We start from the raw sequence: 24,144 nt of genomic DNA on the forward strand, positions 1-24,144 counted from the left end.
CCAACAAGCATTAGATTTAAGTAAATCATCTTATGATACTGCTGTTAGCATCGGTTCGCTCAATTTTATGTCAAACGGAGCGGAGTTGTTGTCAATAATTTACGATTCACTCGGCAATTACAAAGAGGCACTGAAATATAACAGATTATCCAAGCAATTTTCAGATTCATTGAATTTGAACCTTTATAACGAAAACGTCTCCAAATTAAGAACACAATTGGAATTCGACCGCCAAGAAGCTCGTATTCAGCTTTTGAGTGCCGAAAACAAACAAAAAGAATCGAAATTCAATTCGTTGTTGATAAGCATCGTGCTGATTGCTTTATTAGCGATACTTTTATGGAATAGATATCATTCTATTTCAAAATTAGCAAATTTGGTCAAAAAGAAGAATGAAGAATTGGAGCAGAAAAATGAAATTCTTGAACAAAATTCTGTTAAGTTGAAACAACTCAATGAAACAAAAGATAAATTTTTCTCAATAATTGCTCACGATATCAGGAATCCACTGAGTATAATAATCGGAATCTCAAGTATGGTCAAAGATAAGCAAATCGAATTTGAGGCTGATGAGTACGACGAGTTGAATTCGGAAATACTCAATTCAGCAGTAAATTTGAATGATTTGCTCCAAAATCTCTTGCTTTGGTCGCTTGCTCAACGAGATTTGATTTCTTTCAATCCCGAAAAAATCTATCTCAAAGGTTTAGTTGATAACATCATACGCTTATTCAAACTCAATGCAAGTCATAAGCAAATCAAAATGAATATACAGATAACAAAAGAAATGACAATCTTTGCCGATTTGAATATGCTTTCTACAATATTGAGAAATTTAATTAGTAATGCTATCAAATACTCGCAACTCAATTCCGAAATCAAAATTAACGCTTATGAAACTCAAGATACTGCTACTATTGAAATCATTGATAATGGCATAGGAATGACCGTAGAGCAAGTAAATTCAATTTTGAGTAAGGAAAAAAGTTATTCTGTGCCGGGCACTCTTAACGAAACCGGTACAGGATTAGGATTGATTCTTGTATTTGAATTATTATCCTATCATGCCGGAAAACTCGAAATCGAATCCAAAGTCAACGAAGGCACCGCTTTTATGCTTAAGTTCCCCAAAAAGGTAGAAAAATTGATTTCTTGAATATAAATCTAAAACATTTATAAAGTAAAATCGAAAATGACAAAAAAATTTTGTCATCGACGAATTTTCTTCATATTTTTACCTTATTGTTTTTACAATATATAAATACTTATGAAAATTAACTTTAAATCCAAGTTTTTATTTGCAATCATTTTTTTTGCCGCCATAACCAGTCACAACGTATTAAATCCTTCTACTGACAGTTTATTAGTAATTGTTAACCAAAAAAGTGGCGTCGAACAAATCACATTTATCGAAGATGTAATTGGTGGTGCACAAGTTCTGACAGTAGAAGAAAGAATAATGCTGTATAAAACTCTATTTGAAAAAGTTTATAGCTTCGGAGATGAATTTAGAATTGGCAAGGCTTTGAGTAATTATACCTACTTTCTGACATTGACTGACCGATACCAAGAGGCAAAGGATTCTATTCGAAAGGCTATAAAGATTTTTGAAAAATTGGACAAAAAAGTAAGCTATGCTTTTGCATTATCTCAGCTTTCGCTTCTTGAACAACGAACTTCAAATTATAACAGGGCAATGGAAATAAGCCTCGAAGCATATTCAATGTTTGACAAAGATACACTATCCAAGTATTTAAGAGAATTCGACAATTATGACCAAAACAAAAAGGATTCCATAAGCTTCATCTTGAAATCTTTTTCGATAATTACGACAGATTTCGGTTTGCTATTTTATGAATTGAAAGATTATGATGCTGCAAAAGATAAATTTCAAGAATGTTTGACTATTGCAGAAGTTATGAACGACATAAATAGAGTCGCAGGTACACTTTCCAATCTCGCAATGATTGAAGATAAGAAAGACAACTTCGATGCTGCAGCCAAACTTTATTTACAAGCCATAGAAAATGCTCAAAAAGTTGGAAATTTGAACTACATAGCAAATATAAACAACAACCTTGGTAATATTTATTCACAAAAAGGAGATTACACCAAATCAATCTCATATTATCAAAAAGCAATTGACTATTATTCAAGCAATAATTTGAAATCGCCGCTTATATCAACGAAAATCAATTTGGCATATGATTATTTCGATTCCGGCGACATCCAACAAGCCATCAAAATATCGAAAGAGTGCTATGACAGTGCAAAGTCAATTGCTTCTTTGCAAAACATGAGTACAGGTGCCGAAATGCTCGCATTGTTCTATTCGGAGAATGGCAATTACAAAGTAGCTTTTGAGTTCTTAACTCTACACAAGCAGTTTAGTGATTCGTTGAGCAAAAACATCTATAACGATGAAATGTCCCGAATGAGAACGCAAATGGATTTAGACAAAAAAGAAGCCCAGATTTCGATTTTGAGCAGGGAAAACAGCAAAAATCAAACTCAATTCACATTTCTTCTAATAACGATTGTTTTGGTAGTAATAATTGCTATCATAATCTGGAACAGGTATCATGCTGTATCTAAACTCGCCGCTTTGGTCCGTAAGAAGAACGACGAGTTGGAACAATCTAATCAAATCCTGGAACAAAACGCTGTTAAATTAAAACAACTCAATGAGACCAAAGATAAATTCCTGTCGATAATTGCACACGATATCAGAAACCCGCTGAGCGTGATAATCGGAATTTCGAGTTTGATTCAGGACAAGCAAATCGAATTCGATGATGATGAATACGATAATCTCAATCTGGAAATCCTGAATTCTGCAAAAAATTTGAATGATTTGCTCCAAAATCTTTTGCTATGGTCGCTCACACAAAGAGATTTGATATCCTACAATCCAGAGCACATCAATCTCAAGGGTTTAATAGATAACACTACGGACTTGTTCCGTATAAATGCAAATCATAAGCAAATCAAAATTGTAAGCACAATTCCTTCAGAGCTACCAATTTTTGCTGATTTGAATATGCTATCGACAATTTTGAGAAACATAATCAATAACGCAATCAAATTTTCGCAAATCAACTCTGAAATTATAATCAATGCTTCCGAAAATGAATATTTTACTTTAATCCAAATTACTGACTACGGTGTCGGGATGACACAAGAGCAAATTAATACGCTCATGAGAAAAGAAAAGAGTCCCTCTGCTCCGGGAACTCTAAACGAATCCGGTACGGGCTTAGGGCTTTTGCTTGTGAATGAATTGCTTGCATATCATCACGGAACGCTCGAAATTCAATCCAAATTGAACGAAGGCTCGACCTTTATTCTTACATTTCCAAAAAAATAAAAAAAAAAATCACTTTTAGGTGTGACATTTTTGCTTTTCAACTGTTTATACATATAGAAGGTATGTAAAAAATAAAAATATGTTGGAAAAATTTGCAAATAGGACAGACGAAGAGCTTTTTGTATATCTGAAATCTAAGGATAGAACGGTATCTCGACAAGCCTTTGACGAAATTTATTCGCGTTACGCAAATAAAATCTATACCTATTGCCGAAAAGTTCTTAATTCAAGTAATATTTCGGAGGACATTTTTCAAGACATTTTTGTAAAATTTTACGAATCTGTCCAAAAAATTGACGAAATGTCAAATGTCCAAGGTTATTTGATAAAAATAGCAAGAAATTTGTGCTTGAATGAAAAAACAAGAGGGAAAGTAGTCAAAGTTACCTTCGATGAATCTCAGTATGAATACAACGACACAAAAATTGAGAATAATGAAATTGCAGATATACTCCATACGTCATTGGATGCTTTGCCTGAAGATTTCCGCGAAGTAATCGTGATGAAAGAGTTCATGGATATGAGTTACAAGGACATTGCTGTGGCACTTGATGTGACTGTTTCGGTAGTCAGAATAAGGATATTCAGAGGCAAACAGAAACTTCGAGAGATTATGACGCCTTACATTAACGATATACAAAATGAAAATTAATTATTAAAAAGTGAGATATTTTATGAATGAGCAAGAATTTTTGAAACCAGACGAGAAACTCACCGCATTTATTGATGGTGAGCTCTCTAAAGAAGAGCTTGGGACACTCTTCTATGAATTAGCTCAAAATCCGGATATGCAGGAAGAGTTTAATCAGTTGATGTTGATTAAGAACACTTTCCGTAACAAGCAGGTTGCAGCTCCGGCTTTCCTGAAAGAAAAGATTTTGACTAAGGTTGGGCTTGGCACGCCAACATTAATCGAGCGTATCTTTTCGCCCGCATTCTACTCTGCAATGTTTGCAGGTTCGTGGCTACGTATAGCATCGGTTTCATCTCTTATTTTGTTGATTGGGCTTGTGATGTTTAGTAAGTTTAATGATTCAAATTCTGATGCGGAAATGCGTCAAATTCTTTTGACTTCAGAATCATCAGCACAACAATATCCGGTAATGAGCAGCCAAAGCGATGATGAAACTGTGAGCGCCAAGTCAGCTAATAATTTGTTGGCTCCTCGCCGAGTAAATAGCCAATCCGGAGCTTTAGCAGCATCAAACCCGAATGCAGCTGTAATCCCTGTGCAAAATGATTTGTCGGATGATTTGGCTCAATTGCCAAATAACGATAATTTGTTGGCAGTGCAGACAAAATTTAGAGCAATCGACAATAGCAACCCATACAATGCCAATTATTTTGATTTTGGCGGTGCGAACTCCTATGGTGTTGTCCAATCCCCGAATTATACATCTTTGGGAAGATTTTTATCAAACGTTAGTTTGTCTTTCAAAAAATTTGGTGCTTATTCTTTCCCAAATTTTGATTTAGCCGCTAGTAATGAGCCAATCATGAATAATTTCAGTATTGGTGCTAATTACAAAGTTGGCAAAAATCATTCCGTAGGATTTGCATATGGTCAAGAGAATTTTTTGATGCAATTTGACCAACAAGAAGGTGAAATCATTTATGATTACAAGCAAAGTTTTAATAGTATGTGGTTAGCCGGTACATACAAGTTTGTATTCGGAGAGATTGGCAATTCAGGAGTCATTCCAGAGTTTAATGCACTTTTTGGTGCATCTCAAGTTGGACCATTAGGCAAAGTAGGTGGCGGAATTGGATACATGATTACTGATAATTTCGTCATGAATTTTGGAATTGAATATAGTGCTATGCTCTATCCTACTCGTGGCGATTGGAAAAATGGCAAATGGTTTTCGACTCATAAATTGGGCTATAGCGTTGGAATTGGAGCCTCATTATAATGATGGTTAGATTGTTCATATTGTTACTTTTTGTGTCGGTCTTAGGTGGATGCCAAGACCCTGCATCAGTTGATGCCACAAGATATAAAGAAGTGAAATATGACCCTAACGATGTACCAGCCAACTTCCTTATCACACCAGCTAATATAATTACCAATGTAATACGCCCCAATCAAGTTTATGAAATTGATTTGACTATGACAAATATTACAGACCAACAAGTAATTGTCTTAGATGCAAATTTCCCTAAGCTCAAAACTTTAACAAGTTTTATAGGATTGTATTTCCCTGTAACTCTCGAAAAAGAATTCACAACAGGTTACACCAAGGATTTTAAGCTTCGATTTCAAAGTAATGAGTCCGGTCATTATCATGATACACTTGTCTATCCTACCCATAAAAACCCCAAAGTTATTTTGACGGCAAAAGTTGCTCATGTTTATGCAGATGATTTGGCTTTTGAAGATACGCAGGTTAATCAGTTCAGTCTGAAAATTTTTCAAATCCGTAATAATTCCGCAGTAGTTGCTACTATCACAGAATTTGAACTTATTGATGCTGAAGGTAACTTTATAAACGAGCCGGAAGTTAGCTTGCCATTGCCAATCAACCCGCAATCAAATTCAGAAGATATAAGAATTGCATTCAACCCTACTAAATCGGGTTTGCACAATGCCAAAATAAAATTCAAAGTTGAGTTTGAATCCGGTGATAATTGGTATTATTACGACCAAATCGAAATTTCAGGAAACGGAAATTAATTCCTGAAAGCCACTTTAACGCAATTGACTTTGATACTATCCAAAATCATCATGTAGGATTTGATTTCAGAACGATAGTTCTTGAGATTGTAGAACTCCTCTTCAGTACTCAAGTCATCATTCCAAATTTTGGACTTCGATAAAACACTGACTTTCTTATCATACTCTTTAAAATTGAAATTGAAATAAAGCTCAGCCTCTCGATTATCAATTCTGACAGGTTTCATCACCTCGAGTTTGCCTCTTACCGAATCATGACTGACAACTTCAAATCCATTCCTGAGCATAGAGTTTGTCGTCTCATACATAAACTGTTCACGCGTGTAATTGCAACCGAAATCGTCTTCCGACTTGTTGACATAACTTGATGAGCAAGCTGTTGCTAATATCAATGCGAATATCATTAGGTATTTCATCATATTTTAAAATTGTAAGTGATTAATTTTTTACCAAAATAATAAAATATTCTAAGTAAAAAAAACATTTGTTAATCAAGTAACGAAATACCCTTTCCAAGATTGAAACTAAATTCCAAACCCCAAATATTTCTAAGTTCCGGTTTTTCAATATTGAATTCTTCTTCGTAAGTGTAGGAGCCTGTAAGTGCTGTTGTTTTGGTGATTTTCCAATCCATGCCCAAACCCAAGCGAACGGCATTGAACCTATCGCCCTTATGATAATTCAATCTATAAAAAAGCTCACTATATACAAAAGGTCTAAGTTGTTTGGTAATTTTTGTTTGTGCTACAATTCTATTTCTGAAATATTCATCGTTTGACTTTTTATCATCACGAAACTCCTTCTGGAATCGCGCCCTATACGAAAAGTCAACTTTTTTGTACGAGAAATCTACAGATGCCGCTAAATTTATTTCGTGGAATGGCGAAAACTGCTGCTCAGTGGGGTCGTGCTGCTTCATCCTGAACCGATAGGATAAAGTAGCATCAAGATAATCTGTTATATTATATCTCACGCCAATGTCTTGGAGCAGTTGTTTGACTGTTGTTATGTCCCTAAATAATCGTGCTTCGTTGGCAAATCGCAAGCTCAAATCATCAGTTAAAGGAAACTGCCATTTGTAACCAGCCCACAACTCGTTATCTTTTGATGTGGCGTTATTTGTAGAATAGAGTAGTACTATAAAAACGAAAAAAAGCGGAATTTTCCTGCTAATCGAAATCATTGCTTATCTCTCCGTTAGAAGGATAATAATATGCCCGAATGAGTGCCGTATCGCGTAAGAAGTCAATCCTGCCGATGTCAACTCTATGGATTTGCAAACCGGTTCTATCAGACAAATCTGCTAATAATTCGGCGTGATGCTCTGGTTTGATTAATTCGATTTTCTCGTAACGAATGATTTTGAATAATTCATTGCTGATTCTGCCCGGCTCCAACAAATATACTAACAGTACCAATGCACCATTTATGACAAGTAATTCGGCTATTCCAATTATATTTTCACTCAAAGCATTGATAATAGCAACGCTAATAGCTATGAAAATGTATGTCATTTCCTTGATAGGAATCGTTAGCGTTCTGTACCGAAGGATAGAAAATATTGCGAAAATACCGAAAGCAAAACCAATGCTTAGAACTACTTTATTGAGCAAAAAACAAACGAAAAATACAATGATATTGAATAAAAGAAGAGTGAACAAATAATCGCGATTAGGTCTGTATTTGAAATATATTTTTCGAGCCAAAATAAATATAGCTACGAGGTTGATTGTAAGTCTGAATATAAAATCGAAATAATTTTGGGGGCTGTATAAATCAAACCCTAAAATACTGGGTACTTCCATTCCTCTCTCCTAACATTTTGTTGATAAACATTAATTTTTGCTTGAATCGATTCCGTTTAATTTGAGTATCCAACAGCATCATACCCAGACAATATTTGCTTACTCGTAATTCATGAATGTGTAATTCCTTCATAAGTATAGTGAACTCTGAAGCATCTGATGGTTCAGCAGTTTTGAATTCGACAATGACAAGCTCGGATAAAGCACTTTCGTTTATGCAGTTTTTGAAATACAAATCCCAATCTACTGTTATCTTTACCGGTAATGTCTTGTGCACAAATGTCATCCGATTATATGTAACCGTTAGTTTCGACTTTAAATCTGTATCATTGAGATTATATTTTTTTAGAATTTGTTTGATAGTCTCATTGTTTAATTCAGGGTCAATTTGAGTGCCTGCAAGTCTGGATTTGTAAACTTTTTGCTTGTTGGATTTGAATTTAACTTCAAAAAATTTCTTACTTGTACTTGAATATTCTCGTACACGCACTTTTGAGCGGTTCAATTTGCCGTTGTGGTGCAGATGATAGAGCAAATTATCATCAGTGTCATAATACAATGTTTTGTATTGAAACACTCTTTCATCGGCTATTTCCAAAGCCGAAAAATCATCTTGAAGATGGGAAATGAGTCTATGTAGGTTATCAATATGGAGTACAAATTTAGTGTCAAATCTGTCTAAAAGCTTGTGGGAGTCTAACTCTAATAAGGATATTGACTCAAAAGGCTGAACAGCATCTTGAACTTCATTTCTGAACGAATCAGTCATCATCAGTTTCTTACTTTGTGAATAAAATCATCAAGTAATTTTTTGTATAAACTTTCCAAAATATTGTTACACATCCTTAATACTAATAACACATGAATCGCCGAAATGTTCTCATATATTTTCAAAAATAAGAAAAAATTTTTGATTTTCACACATTCTTAACAATTCATATTGCCTAATCCCCTGATTCTTACTATTCAATCGGCTGTTTGGATGATTTTTGATTTTTTTTGAAATAAATTCACCTCTATAAAAATTTATCTAAAACTAATTATTTTTTTTACTCTATATGATTTTCTGATTATATTTGAGTAAAGAAATTTAACAATCATGGAGAGAGATTTGGATATTGATAATGTACAAATTTCAGTATTGATGCCTAATTACAATGGTGCCGAATTCATTGCCGAAGCCATTGAAAGCGTACTCAACCAAACTTTTCGTGACTTCGAGCTAATTATTGTCGAAGACGCTTCCACTGACAACAGCCGTGAGATTATTGACAAATATGCTGCTGCCGATTCACGTATCAAAGTCATCCAAAACGAAACTAATCAATTTGTCAATATTTCATGCAACATTGGCTTGAGGGCAGCAAAAGGCAAATACTATGCTCGATTAGATTCCGACGATATCAGTATGCCTGATAGGCTCGAAAAACAGTATGAATTTATGGAAGCCAATCCCGATATTTCGATTTGCGGCGCTTTTTGTAAAATCATTGATAGAAAAGGGAATGTAATAGCAAACAAATCATTCCCTGTTGATGACGAATCTATTAAAAAGTCTATTTGGAGCCGGACACCTATTCAGCATAGTTGTATGTTTGCACGCATGGATAAAATGCGTGAAGCAGGTTTCTATTCTGGTAAAAGAGACCCTTCGGAAGACTTAGAACTGATGTTAAGGACATTGAGCATTTTCAAATTCGCAAATCTTCCCGAATATTTAGTCAAATATCGCATTCATGGTGCCAATTTGATTTTCACTAAACAAAGAGAAATAATCAGACGCTCTGTGAGATTGCGCAAGAGTGCCATGAAAGAGTATGGTCATCAGGTTTCATTAATAGACAAGTCAAAGAATAATATGATTTGGTTTTTGCAATTTTTCCCAAAGAAATTTGTGTATTGGCTATTTTACAAACTGATTGTCAAAGAAAAAGAATTGTAAATATGAGTAGTACCAATCAGCCCGAGTCGCACCCTTCGCTCCTTGCTTTTTTTGAAAGCAAACCACTTGCTTTTTTATTTGGAGCCGTCAGCTTCATTGTTATTGTGATTTTCTTCAATTTTCTGACAAACAATTTTCTATATCTTTTTATTGATATTGGTAGTGACACTGCGACGGGCTTCTTCCCGAATTTCTATGGATATGTGACTTATTTTGGGATGCACGGGATTCCAACTTGGACTTTCACCGAGGGTATGGGCTCGAATGTGTTTCCGGCAGTATTTAGCAACCCGATGCATATACTTTTTTTCCTTTTCCACCCTGATGCAATTCCCTATGTGATTTTATTTCTGGCAATTCTCAAGTTATACATTGCTGCCTACTTTTTCTATCGCTATCTCAGATTGCTCGATTTGTCCGCATTTTCATCTATTGTCGGGAGTTTGTTGCTAACCTTTTCGGGGTTTATGATTCTCGGTGGCACCTGGTATCTTTTCTCAGCAGAAGGTATGCAATTTGCAATTTTCCTTTTCGGAATTGAAAGTTATATCAAGAGGCGCAATATTACTGCATTTGTAATTGCAGTCGCTTTGACCGCCGTACAACAGCCTTTCAATTTGTTCTTGATTTCGCTTTTTGCAGTTTTATACCTTACAATGCGAATCATTGGCGATGAAAATAAAAGCATAAAAGAGCTTTCTTTGCTGTTCGGGAAATTCATTTTGCTCGGGGCGCTTGGAATCGGACTAAGCTTTGTCTTGTTCTATGCCAATTTTAACCGTGTAATGGAATCTCCCAGGGTTAGTGGTGAGGCTTCATATACCGAATCTTTATCGCAGAAGCCTTTCTATGAAATTGCTTCATCGGTAGAATTGCAAACGGCAGTTTACAGGTTTTTGTCATCGGATATGGCGGGTGCCGGAAATGATTATACGGGCTATATCAACTATCTCGAAGGTCCGATGGGATATGTAGGTTTGTTGTCATTGCTATTGGTGGCTCAAACTTTTACATGTCTCACAAAGCGGCAGAAAATCTTCTTCATCATCATTTTCAGTATGTGGCTGATTAGTTCCATATTCCCGTACTTCAGATACGCTTTTTGGCTTTTCAATGGTGATTATTATCGCACATTTTCATTCTATTTTTCATTCTACATCGTATTTTACGCTATCAAATCGCTCGACATTATTTTCACTGTTGAAAAAATCGACCTAAGACCACTTATCTTTAGTACAGTTGTTATACTCGCAATGGCATTGTTCAATTTTGAACCTTCGGTTGTACCAAACGAAACTATGCAGGTTTTGGTTCTGACTTTCGTGATTTTTTACATCGCAGTATTTTTCATGATGAGGGAAAAATCTATTCTCCCACATCTGCCGAAAGCCTTGCTGGTCTTGATTACGCTCGAATTAGCAGTTTTTTCGTATATGACAATCAACGATAGAGGACTCTTGACAATCGAACAATACACAAGCAAAACGGGATATTTTGATTATACAAATGAAGCAATTGCGAAAATTAAATCTCGCGACAAATCATTTTTCCGAATTGACAAGGATTATCATTCGGCATGGTCAAAACATATGAGTTTTCTGGATGCGATGGCTCAGAATTATTTCGGCACCGAGACTTATAATAACTTCAACCAGAAATACTACGTCAACTTTTTAGCAGGAATGAAAGTTTTCGACCCGAAAAACGAAATTGCAACACGTTGGTCAATCGGGCTTAAACATCGGTATTATCTGCAAATTATGGCAAATACGCGCTATCGGCTATGCAAAAACGATTGGCTCGGCTACGAAAGATTTGGTGCTGAATTGGTTGATAGCGTGGACAAAATCAAAATATATGAGTACAAAAACTTTGTGCCATTCGGAAGTTCCTACGATTCGTATATCACCGAAAGCGAATTTGCAAAGCTTCCAATCATTCATTCCGATGTTATGACGCTCCGAGCCATTGTCATTGCCGATTCACTTAAGAAAAATTATTACGACTATAAAGAATTGAAGCACAGCGATACTCTTCAGCAGTATTCGCCGAATGATATAGCGAAATTTTCTGCGACAATTAGCAATGAACATCTTAAAATGAAAAATTTCACTCAAAAGGTAATCGAAGGCTCAATCACGGTTTCTACCGATAAAATCGTGTTGATTACCACACCTTTCGACAAGGGATGGAAATTGCAAGTGGATGGAAAGCCGCATGAAATCAAAATTGTCAACCATGGGCTAATCGGCATCAAATTGCCCAAAGGCAATCACGAAATCAAACTCGAGTACGGATTACGCAATCTGGGCTTATCAATACTCATTTCCGGCATTTCAGCCTTGCTTCTTATTTCACTCAATTTGTACAAACGCAAAAGAAATGCAAAAGCTACGGATTAGGGCGATGATTGTAAACCTTTTTTATACGGGTGCATAAAAAAAACAGAGGCTACCCTTGTGGGACAGCCTCTGTGTAAATTTAATTCTAAAGTGAATTATTGTTTTGTTTCTTCTTCTTCTTCAGCTTTGTCATCTTCGTTTTCGGCAGGAGTTTCTTCCACTTCGGGTTCTTCTACCGGAACTTCGATAACAGGTTCTTCTTCGGGCACTTCAATCACTGGTTCGTCTTCAGTCGGAACTTCTACCTCGGGTTCTGCCGGTAGCGGCTCAACGATTTCTTCCGTAGCTGTTTCGGTAGCATCAGTAACAGGTGTTTCAACGATTTCTTCTGTAGCTGTTTCGGTAGCATCAGTAACAGGTGTTTCAACGACTTCTTCCGTAGCTTTTTCAGCTTTAGGTGCTTTTGCTACAGGTGCTTCAGGAGCATCATCTTCAGGAGTATCTGAGCCTTTGAATTGCTCTTCGATTTTTTGCTTCAACAGCTTATAATCGGGATTGTATTCTTCGTTGAAGATGTCTGCTTGTGAGCTGTCATAAGTGATTTCGACCGATAGATTATCAGCATTTGGTACCGGGTGAGCGGTATTGTAATCATCAATCAAAGTTTGGTCTTTGCCTCGAAGTGCTTCTACAACCGATAATACGATTTTCTTAGCATCTTTGTCAAATTCAACAACTTTCAAAGGCAACAAATCGCCAATTTTGAAGTATTCGCTGATGTTTTTGACAGGTGCAAACGATAATTGCGATACCGGAACGAAACCGTCAACTCCGTCAGGAAGTTCGACGATGACGCCTTTTTCGATAATGCGTTCAATCTTAGCTTCGGTTTCAGCAGTAATCTTGTATTTATCCTCGAAGAAGTCCCAAGGATTGTCATTGATTTGCTTATGTCCGAGTGCGATACGACGTTGGTCGGGGTCAATGCTCAAAACGATAACATCGAGGCGGTCGCCTTTTTTGACGAATTCCCCGGGATGTCTTATCTTCTTAGTCCAAGACAAGTCGCTAATATGCACCAAACCATCAACGCCCGGTTCGAGTTCGACAAATACGCCAAAGTTGGTCAAATTGCGAACGATACCGATGTGTTTTGATTCAACGGGATATTTTTTCATCAAATCTTCCCATGGGTCCGGCTCTAATTGTTTCATTCCGAGAGCTAATTTCTTGTTGTCTTTGTCAATATTCAATACAATTGCATCGAGAACTTGTCCCATAGACACGATTTGCGATGGGTGCTTGACATGTTGAGTCCAAGACATTTCGCTAATGTGAATTAGACCTTCGACGCCTTTTTCAATTTCAATAAATGCACCGTAATCAGTCAAGCTGACCACTTTGCCTGTAACTTTTGTACTTTTTTCGTATTTTTCGCCGATTGTATCCCATGGATGAGGAGTAAGTTGTTTCATGCCGAGTGAAATACGTTTTTTGTCACCGTCAAAATCAAGCACAACAACTTTCACTGTTGAATCGAGACTAACGATTTCTGAAGGATGAGTGACTCTGCCCCATGATAAGTCAGTAATGTGAACGAGCCCGTCAACACCGCCAAGGTCAACAAACACACCAAAGTCGGAAATTGCTTTCACGATACCTTCGAGTACGAGACCTTTTTCGAGTCTTGCCATGATTTCAAGTCTTTGTTCGGAAAGTTGTTCTTCGAGGAGTACTTTGTGGGAGACAACGACGTTTTCACTTGGATGATTGACTTTTACTACGCGGACGTCAATTGTCTTTGTAACCCAACCATCGAAATCGCGAACGGGACGAACGTCAATTTGCGAACCCGGCAAAAATGCTTCGATGCCGAGTAAATCAACAACCATACCGCCTTTGATTCTTCTCAAAATCTTGACTTTTACGATTTCTTGCTTGTCAAATAATGAAATAATATCATCCCAAATTCTCATGAAATCTGCACGACGACGTGATAGTACAAGTCTGCCCGTTGGGTCTTCCATTTTGTCTATGTAAACGTCAATTTCGTCGCCAATTTGGTAAGTTTCGGCATTAAGTAATTCTGCACGCGGTACAACGCCTAAAGATTTGAACCCGATGTCAACAAAAACTTCATCTTTCGACAATTGGACTATCTTACCTTTGACCAATTCATCTTCTTTGATTGTCTGAATCTTTGTGTCGAATAAATTCGTAAAGTCGTCATCGCTTAGTTCGAGCGATTCAAATCCATTTTCAAGTAAATTTACGACTTCGTCGTAACTTGAGCGAGATTGGTGTTTTGCTTTTGTTGCTTCCATTAGCTTAGCAGATGAATCAAGTTTAACTTGTTCGGTTGCAACCATTGAATCATGGCTGATATCAGTATTATCTGACATTAAAATCCTCCAAAAAAATACAATTTAGTTTTACAAAAGATGTAATTATTACATCTACAATTATTATTTTCACTCTTTGGTGTATAGAGTTTTGCAAAGTAATATTATTTTGCAAATTGACCAAATTATTTTTGCATAACTAATACTTTTTATTGAAACTTATATAAAAATCACGAAATATTTAGGTAAATTAAAAAATAATGTTAGCCCGAAAAGTGAAAGTTAATCGTTAATACCATTTTGTAATATATGAAGGATTAAAAATGAAAATCAATTTCGTAAAATTATTGTTTGTTTTATTGGCGGCTATGTTGATTGTGTCTTGTGCGAAGGAAGAAAGCAAAACGGCTGACACAGGCAAATTGAAAATTGTAGCTACTACGGGCATGATTGATGATGCTATCAAAAATATCGGTGGCGATAGAGTCGAAATTATCAAAGTAATCTGCGGACCCGGCGTTGACCCGCATTCCTACGTGCCGAGTGTGTCTGATGCCGAATCAATAATGAAAGCGGATTTGGTTTTTTATAATGGTGTCGGGCTCGAAGCCAAAATGGGCGAAATTCTCGCATCGAAAGGCTCCGATAAATCAATTGCAATTGGCAATGCTATTCCGGTTGACAGCTTGATTGACATCAATCCGGATGATAATATCGAAGATTACGACCCACATATTTGGAATAATCCTTTGATTTGGAAGTATTCGATTCAACGAATTATTGAAGTGCTTGTTGAAAAGGACCCACTAAATGCCAACTTTTACAAGGATAATGGTGCCGACTACCTTCGCGATGTTTTCGACGCATATAATTATGCACTTTACAAGTACCAACAAATTCCTGCCGAAAATAGAATCCTCGTCACAGGGCATGACGCTTTTAGATATTTTTCTCGTGCTTATAGCTTCGAGGTAAAAGCTGTTCATGGCATCACGACTGAAACTGAAGCCGGAATCAAGGAATTACGCGAACTTGCTGATTATGTAGTTGAAAAAAAAGTACACGTATTATTTTTTGAAACTATGGTGAACAACAAGTCAGTAGAAGCTTTGCGAAATGCGGTACAAAGCCGTAACCATGATATTAAAATTTCAGATAAACCGCTTTATTCCGATGCTTTGGGCGACGTATCGCCGTTGGATACTTATATCGGGATTATTAAATACAATGCAGATTTAATTCAAAATGAACTCACATCAGGTCACAGTGAATAATTTGCCTGCAATCGAAATAAATGATTTAACGGTTGCATATAACGACAAACCTGTGCTTTGGGATATTGATTTGTCAATTCCGCAAGGAGTGATTATGGGCATTGCCGGACCGAATGGCGCCGGCAAAAGCACGTTGATTAAGTCAATTCTCAAATTGGTCAAACCTATTGCCGGAAAAATTAAAATTCTCGGCGAAGATTACGATAAAGTCAGAAAAAGAATCGCATACGTGCCTCAGCGTTCGGCTGTAGATTGGGATTTCCCGGCTACTGTTTTTGACGTCGTAATGATGGGAACATACGGGCAATTAGGTTGGTTTCGCCGACCCGGCAAAATCCAGAAAGCATTGGCATTTGATGCTATTCAACGCGTAGGAATGGAGGAATATGCCGACCGACAAATTAGCCAACTATCCGGCGGACAGCAGCAGAGAACATTTATAGCACGTGCTTTAGTCCAAAATGCGGATATTTTCTTGCTTGATGAACCATTTGCCGGAATAGATGCGAAAACCGAGAAATCAATAATGCAAATTTTCCGCGAAATCAAAGCCGAAGGCAAAACAATCGTTGCCGTGCACCATGAATTAATCACTTTGAGCGATTATTTCGATATGATAACAGTGTTGAACATTAAAATTTACGCAAGCGGAAAAGTCGAAGATGTTTACAAGAAGGAAATCATTTACGAAGCATATGGCGGACATTTCAATTTTACGCAAAATGATTCAATTATAGATTGATGGAATTCATCTACGACATATTTTTTGATTATACAATTCGAAACGTAGCGTTGGGGTCTTCGATTTTGGGAATAGTTGCCGGAGCATTCGGTAGTTTTGCCTTTTTGCGTAGGGAAAGTTTAGCCGGAGACGTTGTAGCACATTCGGCGTTGCCCGGAATTGTGATAGCTTTCCTACTAAGCTTTTTAATCACAGGCAGTAGTAATAAGAGTTCTTTGATTTTGATTCTCGGTGCAACGGTAACCGGATTTCTGGCTATGCACTTTTCGTCTCGATTGATGAGCGTAAGCAAAATCAAATCCGATAGCTCGATGGGGATTATGTTAGCCGTATTTTTTGGATTGGGCATATTTTTGCTTTCATTGATTCAACGTCGGAATATTCCGGGCAAATCAGGATTGGAGGACTATATCTTCGGGAGTGCATCTACGCTCACTCATACTGACGTAAATATTATTTCATTTTTCGGCATTCTGACTATTTCGGGTTTGATTATTTTTTGGAAAGAATTCAAACTACATACTTTTGACAGGACTTTTGCTCATTCGCTTGGGTTCAACTCTAAGTTATTAGATGCTATGATGGTGTCGTCAATTGTAATTGCAATTATTATCGGTTTGCAATCCGTTGGTGTAATATTGATGGTAGCGATGATTGTCACTCCTGCAGCCGCAGCACGGCAATGGACAAATAAACTTTCAACCATGGTCATCATTTCTGCTTTTATTGGCTTGATAGCAGGTTTGAGCGGAGCACTCATTTCAGCTTCTATTCAAAAATTACCTACCGGACCGGTAATTGTGTTGATACTCGTGCTGATTTTTGTCATTTCGATATTATTCTCTCCAAATAGAGGACTTATTGCAGAGTTAATCAAAGGATTTGCCCGTAAACAAAGAATCAGACTGAGCTTAGTGCTTGTGGATTTGTACCAGCTCAAAAGGCATCACAATGATGACTATCGTGTGGGTCATAGCGCCAAAGTATTGCTAACGATGCACGAGCAGAAATTCAATGTCCGAAAGAGTCTAACGATATTGTCTGATTTGGGCTTAGTAAGAAATATGAACGGCGATGTATGGGTTTTGACTGACAAAGGGCTTAAGAAAGCGGAATCAATCTTACTAACAAAAGGTGAACTGATATGATAAGCCTAATGGTATTGCTAATAGGGCTTTTGACTGCGATTGCATGTGCAATACCGGGGACGTACTTAGTTCTCAGGCGAATGTCTATGATGAGCGATGCAATTAGCCACTCAGTTCTGCCGGGTATAATCATTGCTTTTTTAATTGTGTTGGACAGGTCATCGCCGTTGATAATTTTAGGTGCAGCATTATCAGGCTTACTTATGGTCTATCTGACAGAATTAATAAGCCGCTCCAAACTTGTCAAAACAGATGCCTCGATTGGGCTTGTTTTTCCGGGGTTGTTTTCGATTGGTGTAATCTTGATTTCAATGCAAATGTCAAGTGTGCATTTTCACGAACATAGTGTCTTAGTAGGCGATATTACACTTTCTGCACTAAATAATTTAGTGATTGACGGTGTGGATTACGGTCCGAAATCATTATATATACTCGGTTCGGTAATTTTGATTAACTTGTTGTTTATCATAATATTTTTCAAAGAATTGAACATCACGACTTTCGACCCGCAGCTTTCTGCCGTTCTTGGGTTTAAAAATTTGACATTGCATTACTTGTTTATGACAATTGTATCAATTACTGCGGTAGCCTCATTCGATGCGGCAGGTTCGATTTTGGTAATTGCACTATTTATAGTGCCGGCGGCAACGGCTCATTTGTTTACGCGAACGGTGATTAGTATGATAATTTGGGCGATTATTTTTGCCATAATTTCATCTATATCGGGGTTCTACCTTTCGATATATTTTGATGCAGCAGTTTCCGGAGGTATTGCAGTAATGTGCGGAGTAGTTTTCTTGGTCACATTATCACTGGTAAAATTAAAAGCAATTAGAGTGTAACAAATTCGACTGATGATTTATGAACTTAAAAAAACAAATAGTAATCGCAGCAATTTTGATTTTATTATCAAGTTGGAATTTGTGTTGGGCAGACAGGGAATCGAACACGATTGTAATACTCGAAGCCGAAGCCAATTTCGATGATAACGTTCTTGAAGCATACGACTTAACAAAGGGAATCATACAGACTCTAAGAGATGATAATGATACTGTGAATTTAGCAAAAGCATATCATTTGTTAGGTATGTCATATTATGTGATGAATAACCCATTCAAATCACACCTTTATCATGACTCTTCAAGAATTGAATATACAAAGCTAAAAGACACGACTAAAGTCTATGAGTTGCTCGTTATTTCGGCAAAAATCGCTCGAGAAGCCCAAGAATATGACGCTGCCAAATCCTATTTGGATTTATTGTTCAATTCGAAGCTTCCTGAAAATTTCAAAGCATATTATTCGGCTGCCACATCTGAATTGGCATTGATTTATGAAGAAACGGGAGATATAGCTGCAGCGGAAACCGAATTCAATAAAGCATTAGATTTCAATAAAGCGAATGATTTCAAATCAAATTATGCCCGTAACCTATTAGATTTGGCGCGAATTTACCGAACACAATTGCAAAATGATGCAGTATTTGAAATATTGCGTCAAGCGGAAATTCAATATCGGCACTTAGCTGACAGAGACGGATTAGCAGAGACTTTTACAATATGGGGTGAAGTAGCATACGACATTGGTGATATCGAAACTGCAAAGGATAAATTACAAAAAGCTGAAACTATATTGGTGGAAATCAGCAATTTGTCTATGCTCAAAAGAGTGCTGTATTCACTGTATTTATTAGAGTTGAAAAACGAAAATCTCACACAAGCATTAGTATATTTGGATAATTATTCGAAAATTTTGTCTGAAGAAATAAAATCAAGTTCGCTACTCCGAGAAATTAACAAGCGACTTAATCTGGAACGTACAAAACGTGCAATATCTCAAGATAAATTATCCGAAATCGAGCTTGTGAACACAAACATGGAACTTCAGATGCAATTGAAAGAAAGCATGTTGAAAAACCAAAAGCAAACAATCTATTATATTTCGCTGTTTCTGGGATTGTTTATTATCATACTGATAATTCTGTTCATCTTATTCGGTTCCAAAAAGAAGAGCAATGCCTTATTGGAAGAGAAAAACCAAAGACTTGAATCCGTAAACGAGCTACTGAATAAACAAAATGAGACAATCGTCGAGCAAACTGAACGAATCATGGATAGCATCAATTATGGTCTTACGATTCAAAATGCGATGCTTCCGTCAGATACATTTATTAGGGGATTATTCGCTGAGAATTTCGTTTTTTTCAAGCCGAAGGATGTAGTCTCCGGAGATTTTTATTGGTTTAAAAAAGTTGGTGGCATACGTTTTGCTGCTGTTATTGACTGTACAGGTCATGGAGTGCCCGGAGCATTTATGTCCATGATTGGTAACACTTTGCTAAATGAAATTGTTGTGAATGATTTGGTCTCAAATCCTGCTGAAATATTAGATGAATTAGACAAAAGGGTAAGCCATTCATTGCAAAATGCCGAAAATTATGTTGTAAACGATGGAATGGATGTTTGTTTGATTAGCGTAGATGAATTAGGGAATGTAAATTTTGCAGGTGCGAGGCGTCCCGTTTACATAGTTCGTGAGAATGAGATTTTAGAAATCAAGGGTGAACAACAGTCTATTGGCAGTTTTTCAGGAGACTTGAATTATACATTGCATGAATTGGGAAATCAAAATAATTCGATGATTTACCTGACAAGCGATGGCTTTGCAGACCAAAATAATGAAGTTAACAAGAAATACAGCACAAAGAAACTAAAAAATTTGTTATATTTGTTATCTCAAAAAGGTGCCGAAGAACAATTAAATATTATTAATCAAGAGTTCGAGGACCATATTGGAAATGAGAGACAAAGAGATGATATCACCATAATCGGATTAAGGATCTGAGCAATGATAGATTTACACGAATATTACGACACAGCCAACAGGCATAACGTACTGCTTTCATTCAAAGGAGCTTTATCGCAAGAAATTCTTGTAGAAATGGGCAACATTGTGAAAAACAGGGTTAATCTGAACAAAAAATTGAAGAAACTCTTCTCGATTTTTGTCGAACTTTCTCAAAATATTATGCACTACTCTTCAGAACGTGTACTAATTGATGGGAAAGAAATCGGCGTTGGAATAATTCTTTTCACCGAAAATGATACAAACTTTACGATTTATTCCGGCAACATGGTGAATAATCAAGGCGTTCGTTTTCTGACGGACAAAATTGATAACCTGAATGCTATGAATGATGACCAACTCAAGGACAAATATTCATCAAGTTTGCATGCCGATAGACCGGTAGAGAGCAAAGGCGCCGGATTGGGATTGATTGAAATTGCCCGAAAAGCTTCAGGAAAAATTTCGTACAATAAACATAAAAAAGATGCAGAAAATACTTTTGTAACCATAAAAGTTCAAATTGATAAGGAGTAAATGAATGTCAGACTTAAATCTCAGTAAAACCAAAACTACACCGTCCATTGAATTCAATGAAGCTACGGGTAAACTAATCATTGCTGGAGAATCATATCCTGAAAATTCGGCAGAATTTTACAAACCGGTTTTCGGGTGGTTGAACAATTATATGGAAATGAAACGCGAAATTGAATTTTCATTCAAATTGACCTATTTTAATACAAGCTCTTCCAAATCAATTCTTGATATTATTGAGGTATTGGAAAATTATCATAAAACAGGCGGTAAAGTATCCTTGAATTGGTATTTTGAAGAAGAAGATGATGATATCGAAGACAGCGGAATTGAATTTACTTCAGATTTGACTTTACCTTGTAAATTAATTCCATATTAAGGGTTAGAATGGGCTTAGATAAGCATCTTCATGAAATTGACATCAACGTATTCCCCGGCGAATACAAAAGGCTTCGAGGCATAATAGATTCCATTGAGCAACAATATGGAACTGATGCTTCGAAGATTATTCATATTGATGAACTTGTCAGTGAATATGCAAAAATACTCAAGCAAACCGCAAAAATTGTCAGAATTAGCGATAATAATCAGCAAAAATTAAGAAATGCACGCCAAAAGCTCGAAGAACAAAACGAGGTCATTTCAGCCAAAAACCAAGAACTTAATAAGGCAAACAATAAAATTTTGTTAGAACTTAAACGAGCTGCGGAATATGTCAGAAGTATGATTCCGGAACCTGCGGCTTTTGACTCCCACAAACTAAAAGTTGATTGGTCATTTATACCATCGCTTCATCTGGGTGGCGATTTGCTGGGATTCAAACAATTAGACGACGAGCATTTTGCACTTTATTTGTTAGATGTTTGCGGTCATGGTGTTAGGTCTGCTTTATATTCAGTTTCGGTAGTGAATACTATCAATAATGCTCATATGACCGGAATTGATTACCGTGACCCTGGAGAATTGCTAAATGCTCTCAACCAACAATATCAAATGATAGACCATGATAATTTGTACTTCACAATTTGGTACGGTGTATATAATCACAAATCGAAAATTTTGAGTTACTGTGCCGCAGGCCATCCTCCGGCATTTTTACTTGACCAAAACTTGGCTCTGACTCAACTCGGCTCCGATAATTTTTTTGTAGGAATCATCAAAGATACTCATTACAAAAGCGAGCAAGTCGAAATCGTAGCTCCGGCAAATCTGATGATATATTCGGATGGTGCATACGAAATACCGATTGAAGGGGATGAAATGATGACGATAGACCAATTTGCCGACTTCGTTTACGAATCTTTCAAAGCAAACGAAGATATAAAAGATATCTACGACAAGTTAGTAGTATTGTACGATAACAACCCACTTGACGACGACTTTTCAATTCTTAAGGCTTCATTTCGTTAATAGCCTCATGTTACATCAAATAAATTAAAACAATGTCAGAAGATAACAAAATCATCTTTTCAATGATTGGAGTGAGTAAAACTTTTCCTCCAGCCAAAAAGGTACTAAATGATATTTATTTATCGTTTTTTTATGGAGCCAAAATCGGTATAATCGGTTTGAACGGCTCAGGTAAGTCAACTTTGCTCAAAATTATAGCAGGCGAAGAGCAATCCTACGACGGGAAAGTAACCTTCTCCCCCGGCTATAATGTTGGGTTTTTGCATCAAGAGCCCGAATTGGACGAAACCAAGACCGTAATCGAAATAGTCCGCGAAGGAGTCCAACCCATCATGGATTTGCTCAACGAATACGAAGCAATAAGCGCAAAATTTGCCGAGCCGATGGATGACGACGAGATGCAAAAAGTAATCAATCGCCAAGGCGAGCTCACTGACCAATTAGACCGTCACGACGCTTGGGAAATTGACAACAAGTTAGAGCGCGCAATGGACGCTTTGCGATGCCCCGAAGGCGATATGCCGATTAAAATTTTATCCGGTGGTGAAAAAAGACGCGTGGCTCTTTGCAGACTACTTTTGCAAGAACCGGAAATATTATTGCTTGATGAGCCTACCAACCACCTTGATGCAGAATCCGTTCAGTGGCTCGAACAACATCTGAACCAATATAAAGGTACCGTCATCGCTATCACCCATGATAGATACTTCCTCGATAACGTTGCGGGCTGGATATTGGAATTAGACAGAGGCGAAGGCATTCCTTGGAAAGGAAATTATTCATCATGGCTCGACCAAAAAGCAAAACGCTTAGAACAAGAGGGCAAAACCCAAGATAAGCGCATTAAAACACTCGAGCGCGAACTCGAATGGGTCAGAATGTCTCCCAAAGCCAGACATGCGAAATCTAAAGCCAGATTGGGCGCATACGAAAACCTATTGAACGAAGACGTAAGACAAAAAGAAGAAAAGCTCGAGCTATTCATTCCGAATGGTCCGAGATTGGGCAATAATGTAATCGAAGCCAAATCAGTCACCAAAGGCTATGGCGATAGGATTTTATTCGAGGATTTGAATTTCTCGCTACCGCCAAATGGAATCGTCGGAGTAATCGGTCCTAACGGCGCCGGGAAAACTACACTATTCAAACTAATTCTTGGAATTGAAAATCCGGATTCAGGCACTTTTACAATCGGTGAAACAGTCAAAACCGCTTACGTTGACCAGCAACACACAGCCATAGACCCCGACAAAACCGTCTTTGAGCAAATCACCGGCGGACTCGAATCAATGACTTTGGGAAATAAAACGATTAACTCGCGGTCCTACGTTGCGAAATTCAATTTCTCGGGTGGCGACCAACAGAAGAAATGCGGCACACTTTCCGGCGGTGAACGAAATCGCTTGCACCTTGCAATAACGCTGAAAGAAGAAGGAAACGTGATTTTGCTTGACGAACCGACAAACGATATAGACATCAACACCTTGCGAGCATTAGAAGAAGCAATCGAAAATTTCGCAGGTTGTGCCGTAGTAATTTCCCATGATAGGTGGTTCTTGGACAGAATTGCAACGCATATACTCGCATTTGAAGGCGATTCCAAGGTTTATTTCTTCGAAGGCTCATTCACCGAATACGAAGAAAATCGCAAAGCCAGATTTGGCGACAATACACCCCATAGAATCAAATACAAAAAATTGGTAAAGTAAAAGCGTCGTCT

At 37.2% G+C, this 24,144-nt stretch carries 21 protein-coding genes; 16 read left to right on the forward strand and 5 right to left on the reverse strand.

Going from position 1 to position 24,144, the window contains the following annotated elements:
* From M9949_14580 to M9949_14600, 5 genes are all read left to right on the forward strand, one after another.
* Positions 1–1,156, forward strand: a 1,156-nt coding sequence (locus M9949_14580; protein ID MCO5252631.1) for a HAMP domain-containing histidine kinase, incomplete at its 5' end; no start/stop codon positions are given.
* Between the two features lie 111 nt (positions 1,157–1,267).
* Complete coding sequence (locus M9949_14585; protein ID MCO5252632.1) at positions 1,268–3,367, forward strand: tetratricopeptide repeat protein; 2,100 nt, start codon at positions 1,268–1,270, stop codon at positions 3,365–3,367.
* Between the two features lie 79 nt (positions 3,368–3,446).
* Complete coding sequence (locus tag M9949_14590; GenBank protein MCO5252633.1) at positions 3,447–4,019, forward strand: RNA polymerase sigma factor; 573 nt, start codon at positions 3,447–3,449, stop codon at positions 4,017–4,019.
* Between the two features lie 22 nt (positions 4,020–4,041).
* On the forward strand, positions 4,042–5,280 hold the full coding sequence (locus M9949_14595; protein ID MCO5252634.1) for an RseA family anti-sigma factor: 1,239 nt from the start codon (positions 4,042–4,044) through the stop codon (positions 5,278–5,280).
* Positions 5,280–6,041, forward strand: coding sequence for a hypothetical protein (locus M9949_14600; protein ID MCO5252635.1), 762 nt, complete (start codon positions 5,280–5,282; stop codon positions 6,039–6,041). Before M9949_14595 ends, M9949_14600 begins: the two co-directional genes overlap by 1 nt.
* Here the strand turns inward: M9949_14600 and M9949_14605 are convergent.
* The 4 genes from M9949_14605 to M9949_14620 all read right to left on the reverse strand — a co-directional run bounded on the left by M9949_14605 (position 6,038) and on the right by M9949_14620 (position 8,618).
* Complete coding sequence (locus tag M9949_14605) at positions 6,038–6,445, reverse strand: hypothetical protein (protein ID MCO5252636.1); 408 nt, start codon at positions 6,443–6,445, stop codon at positions 6,038–6,040. The genes M9949_14600 and M9949_14605 overlap by 4 nt on opposite strands.
* A gap of 83 nt (positions 6,446–6,528) precedes the next feature.
* Positions 6,529–7,224: a DUF2490 domain-containing protein gene (locus M9949_14610; GenBank protein MCO5252637.1), complete on the reverse strand. Its 696-nt coding sequence runs from the start codon at positions 7,222–7,224 to the stop codon at positions 6,529–6,531.
* Complete coding sequence (locus M9949_14615) at positions 7,211–7,846, reverse strand: DUF4956 domain-containing protein (GenBank protein ID MCO5252638.1); 636 nt, start codon at positions 7,844–7,846, stop codon at positions 7,211–7,213. The genes M9949_14610 and M9949_14615 overlap by 14 nt, the downstream gene beginning before the upstream one ends.
* Positions 7,818–8,618 (reverse strand): polyphosphate polymerase domain-containing protein, encoded by an 801-nt coding sequence (locus M9949_14620; GenBank protein ID MCO5252639.1) that lies wholly within the window; start codon positions 8,616–8,618, stop codon positions 7,818–7,820. Before M9949_14620 ends, M9949_14615 begins: the two co-directional genes overlap by 29 nt.
* A gap of 339 nt (positions 8,619–8,957) precedes the next feature.
* Between M9949_14620 and M9949_14625 the strand changes: the two genes are divergently transcribed.
* Together M9949_14625 and M9949_14630 are read left to right on the forward strand one after the other, a co-directional pair.
* Complete coding sequence (locus tag M9949_14625) at positions 8,958–9,788, forward strand: glycosyltransferase family 2 protein (GenBank protein ID MCO5252640.1); 831 nt, start codon at positions 8,958–8,960, stop codon at positions 9,786–9,788.
* A 2-nt stretch (positions 9,789–9,790) separates the two neighbouring features.
* Complete coding sequence (locus M9949_14630; protein ID MCO5252641.1) at positions 9,791–12,190, forward strand: YfhO family protein; 2,400 nt, start codon at positions 9,791–9,793, stop codon at positions 12,188–12,190.
* A 95-nt stretch (positions 12,191–12,285) separates the two neighbouring features.
* Here M9949_14630 and rpsA read toward each other — a convergent pair whose 3' ends face one another.
* Positions 12,286–14,532 carry a 30S ribosomal protein S1 gene (rpsA, locus tag M9949_14635; GenBank protein MCO5252642.1) on the reverse strand — a complete coding sequence of 749 codons (2,247 nt, stop codon included), beginning with the start codon at positions 14,530–14,532 and terminating at the stop codon, positions 12,286–12,288.
* Between the two features lie 263 nt (positions 14,533–14,795).
* On the opposite strand from rpsA, the gene M9949_14640 reads away from it, so the two are divergent.
* The 9 genes from M9949_14640 to ettA are packed head-to-tail and all read left to right on the forward strand — an operon-like array spanning position 14,796 to position 24,133.
* On the forward strand, positions 14,796–15,746 hold the full coding sequence (locus tag M9949_14640; protein MCO5252643.1) for a zinc ABC transporter substrate-binding protein: 951 nt from the start codon (positions 14,796–14,798) through the stop codon (positions 15,744–15,746).
* 1 nt (position 15,747) lies between these two features.
* Positions 15,748–16,488, forward strand: a complete 741-nt coding sequence (locus tag M9949_14645; protein MCO5252644.1) for a metal ABC transporter ATP-binding protein — start codon at positions 15,748–15,750, stop codon at positions 16,486–16,488.
* Positions 16,488–17,636 (forward strand): metal ABC transporter permease, encoded by a 1,149-nt coding sequence (locus tag M9949_14650; GenBank protein ID MCO5252645.1) that lies wholly within the window; start codon positions 16,488–16,490, stop codon positions 17,634–17,636. Before M9949_14645 ends, M9949_14650 begins: the two co-directional genes overlap by 1 nt.
* Positions 17,633–18,478: a metal ABC transporter permease gene (locus tag M9949_14655; protein MCO5252646.1), complete on the forward strand. Its 846-nt coding sequence runs from the start codon at positions 17,633–17,635 to the stop codon at positions 18,476–18,478. Before M9949_14650 ends, M9949_14655 begins: the two co-directional genes overlap by 4 nt.
* 19 nt (positions 18,479–18,497) lie before the next feature.
* Entirely contained in the window at positions 18,498–20,480 is a 1,983-nt protein-coding gene (locus tag M9949_14660) for a SpoIIE family protein phosphatase (protein MCO5252647.1), read from the forward strand.
* Between the two features lie 3 nt (positions 20,481–20,483).
* Positions 20,484–21,017 (forward strand): SiaB family protein kinase, encoded by a 534-nt coding sequence (locus M9949_14665; GenBank protein ID MCO5252648.1) that lies wholly within the window; start codon positions 20,484–20,486, stop codon positions 21,015–21,017.
* 4 nt (positions 21,018–21,021) lie between these two features.
* Positions 21,022–21,393 (forward strand): DUF1987 domain-containing protein, encoded by a 372-nt coding sequence (locus M9949_14670; GenBank protein MCO5252649.1) that lies wholly within the window; start codon positions 21,022–21,024, stop codon positions 21,391–21,393.
* Between the two features lie 8 nt (positions 21,394–21,401).
* Positions 21,402–22,424 carry a serine/threonine-protein phosphatase gene (locus M9949_14675; protein MCO5252650.1) on the forward strand — a complete coding sequence of 341 codons (1,023 nt, stop codon included), beginning with the start codon at positions 21,402–21,404 and terminating at the stop codon, positions 22,422–22,424.
* 32 nt (positions 22,425–22,456) lie between these two features.
* Positions 22,457–24,133 (forward strand): energy-dependent translational throttle protein EttA, encoded by a 1,677-nt coding sequence (gene ettA / locus M9949_14680; GenBank protein MCO5252651.1) that lies wholly within the window; start codon positions 22,457–22,459, stop codon positions 24,131–24,133.
* Positions 24,134–24,144 lie beyond the last annotated feature (11 nt).

Source organism: Candidatus Kapaibacterium sp., assembly GCA_023957315.1.
In the GTDB taxonomy this organism is placed as follows: Bacteria; Bacteroidota; Ignavibacteria; order Kapaibacteriales; family UBA2268; genus PGYU01.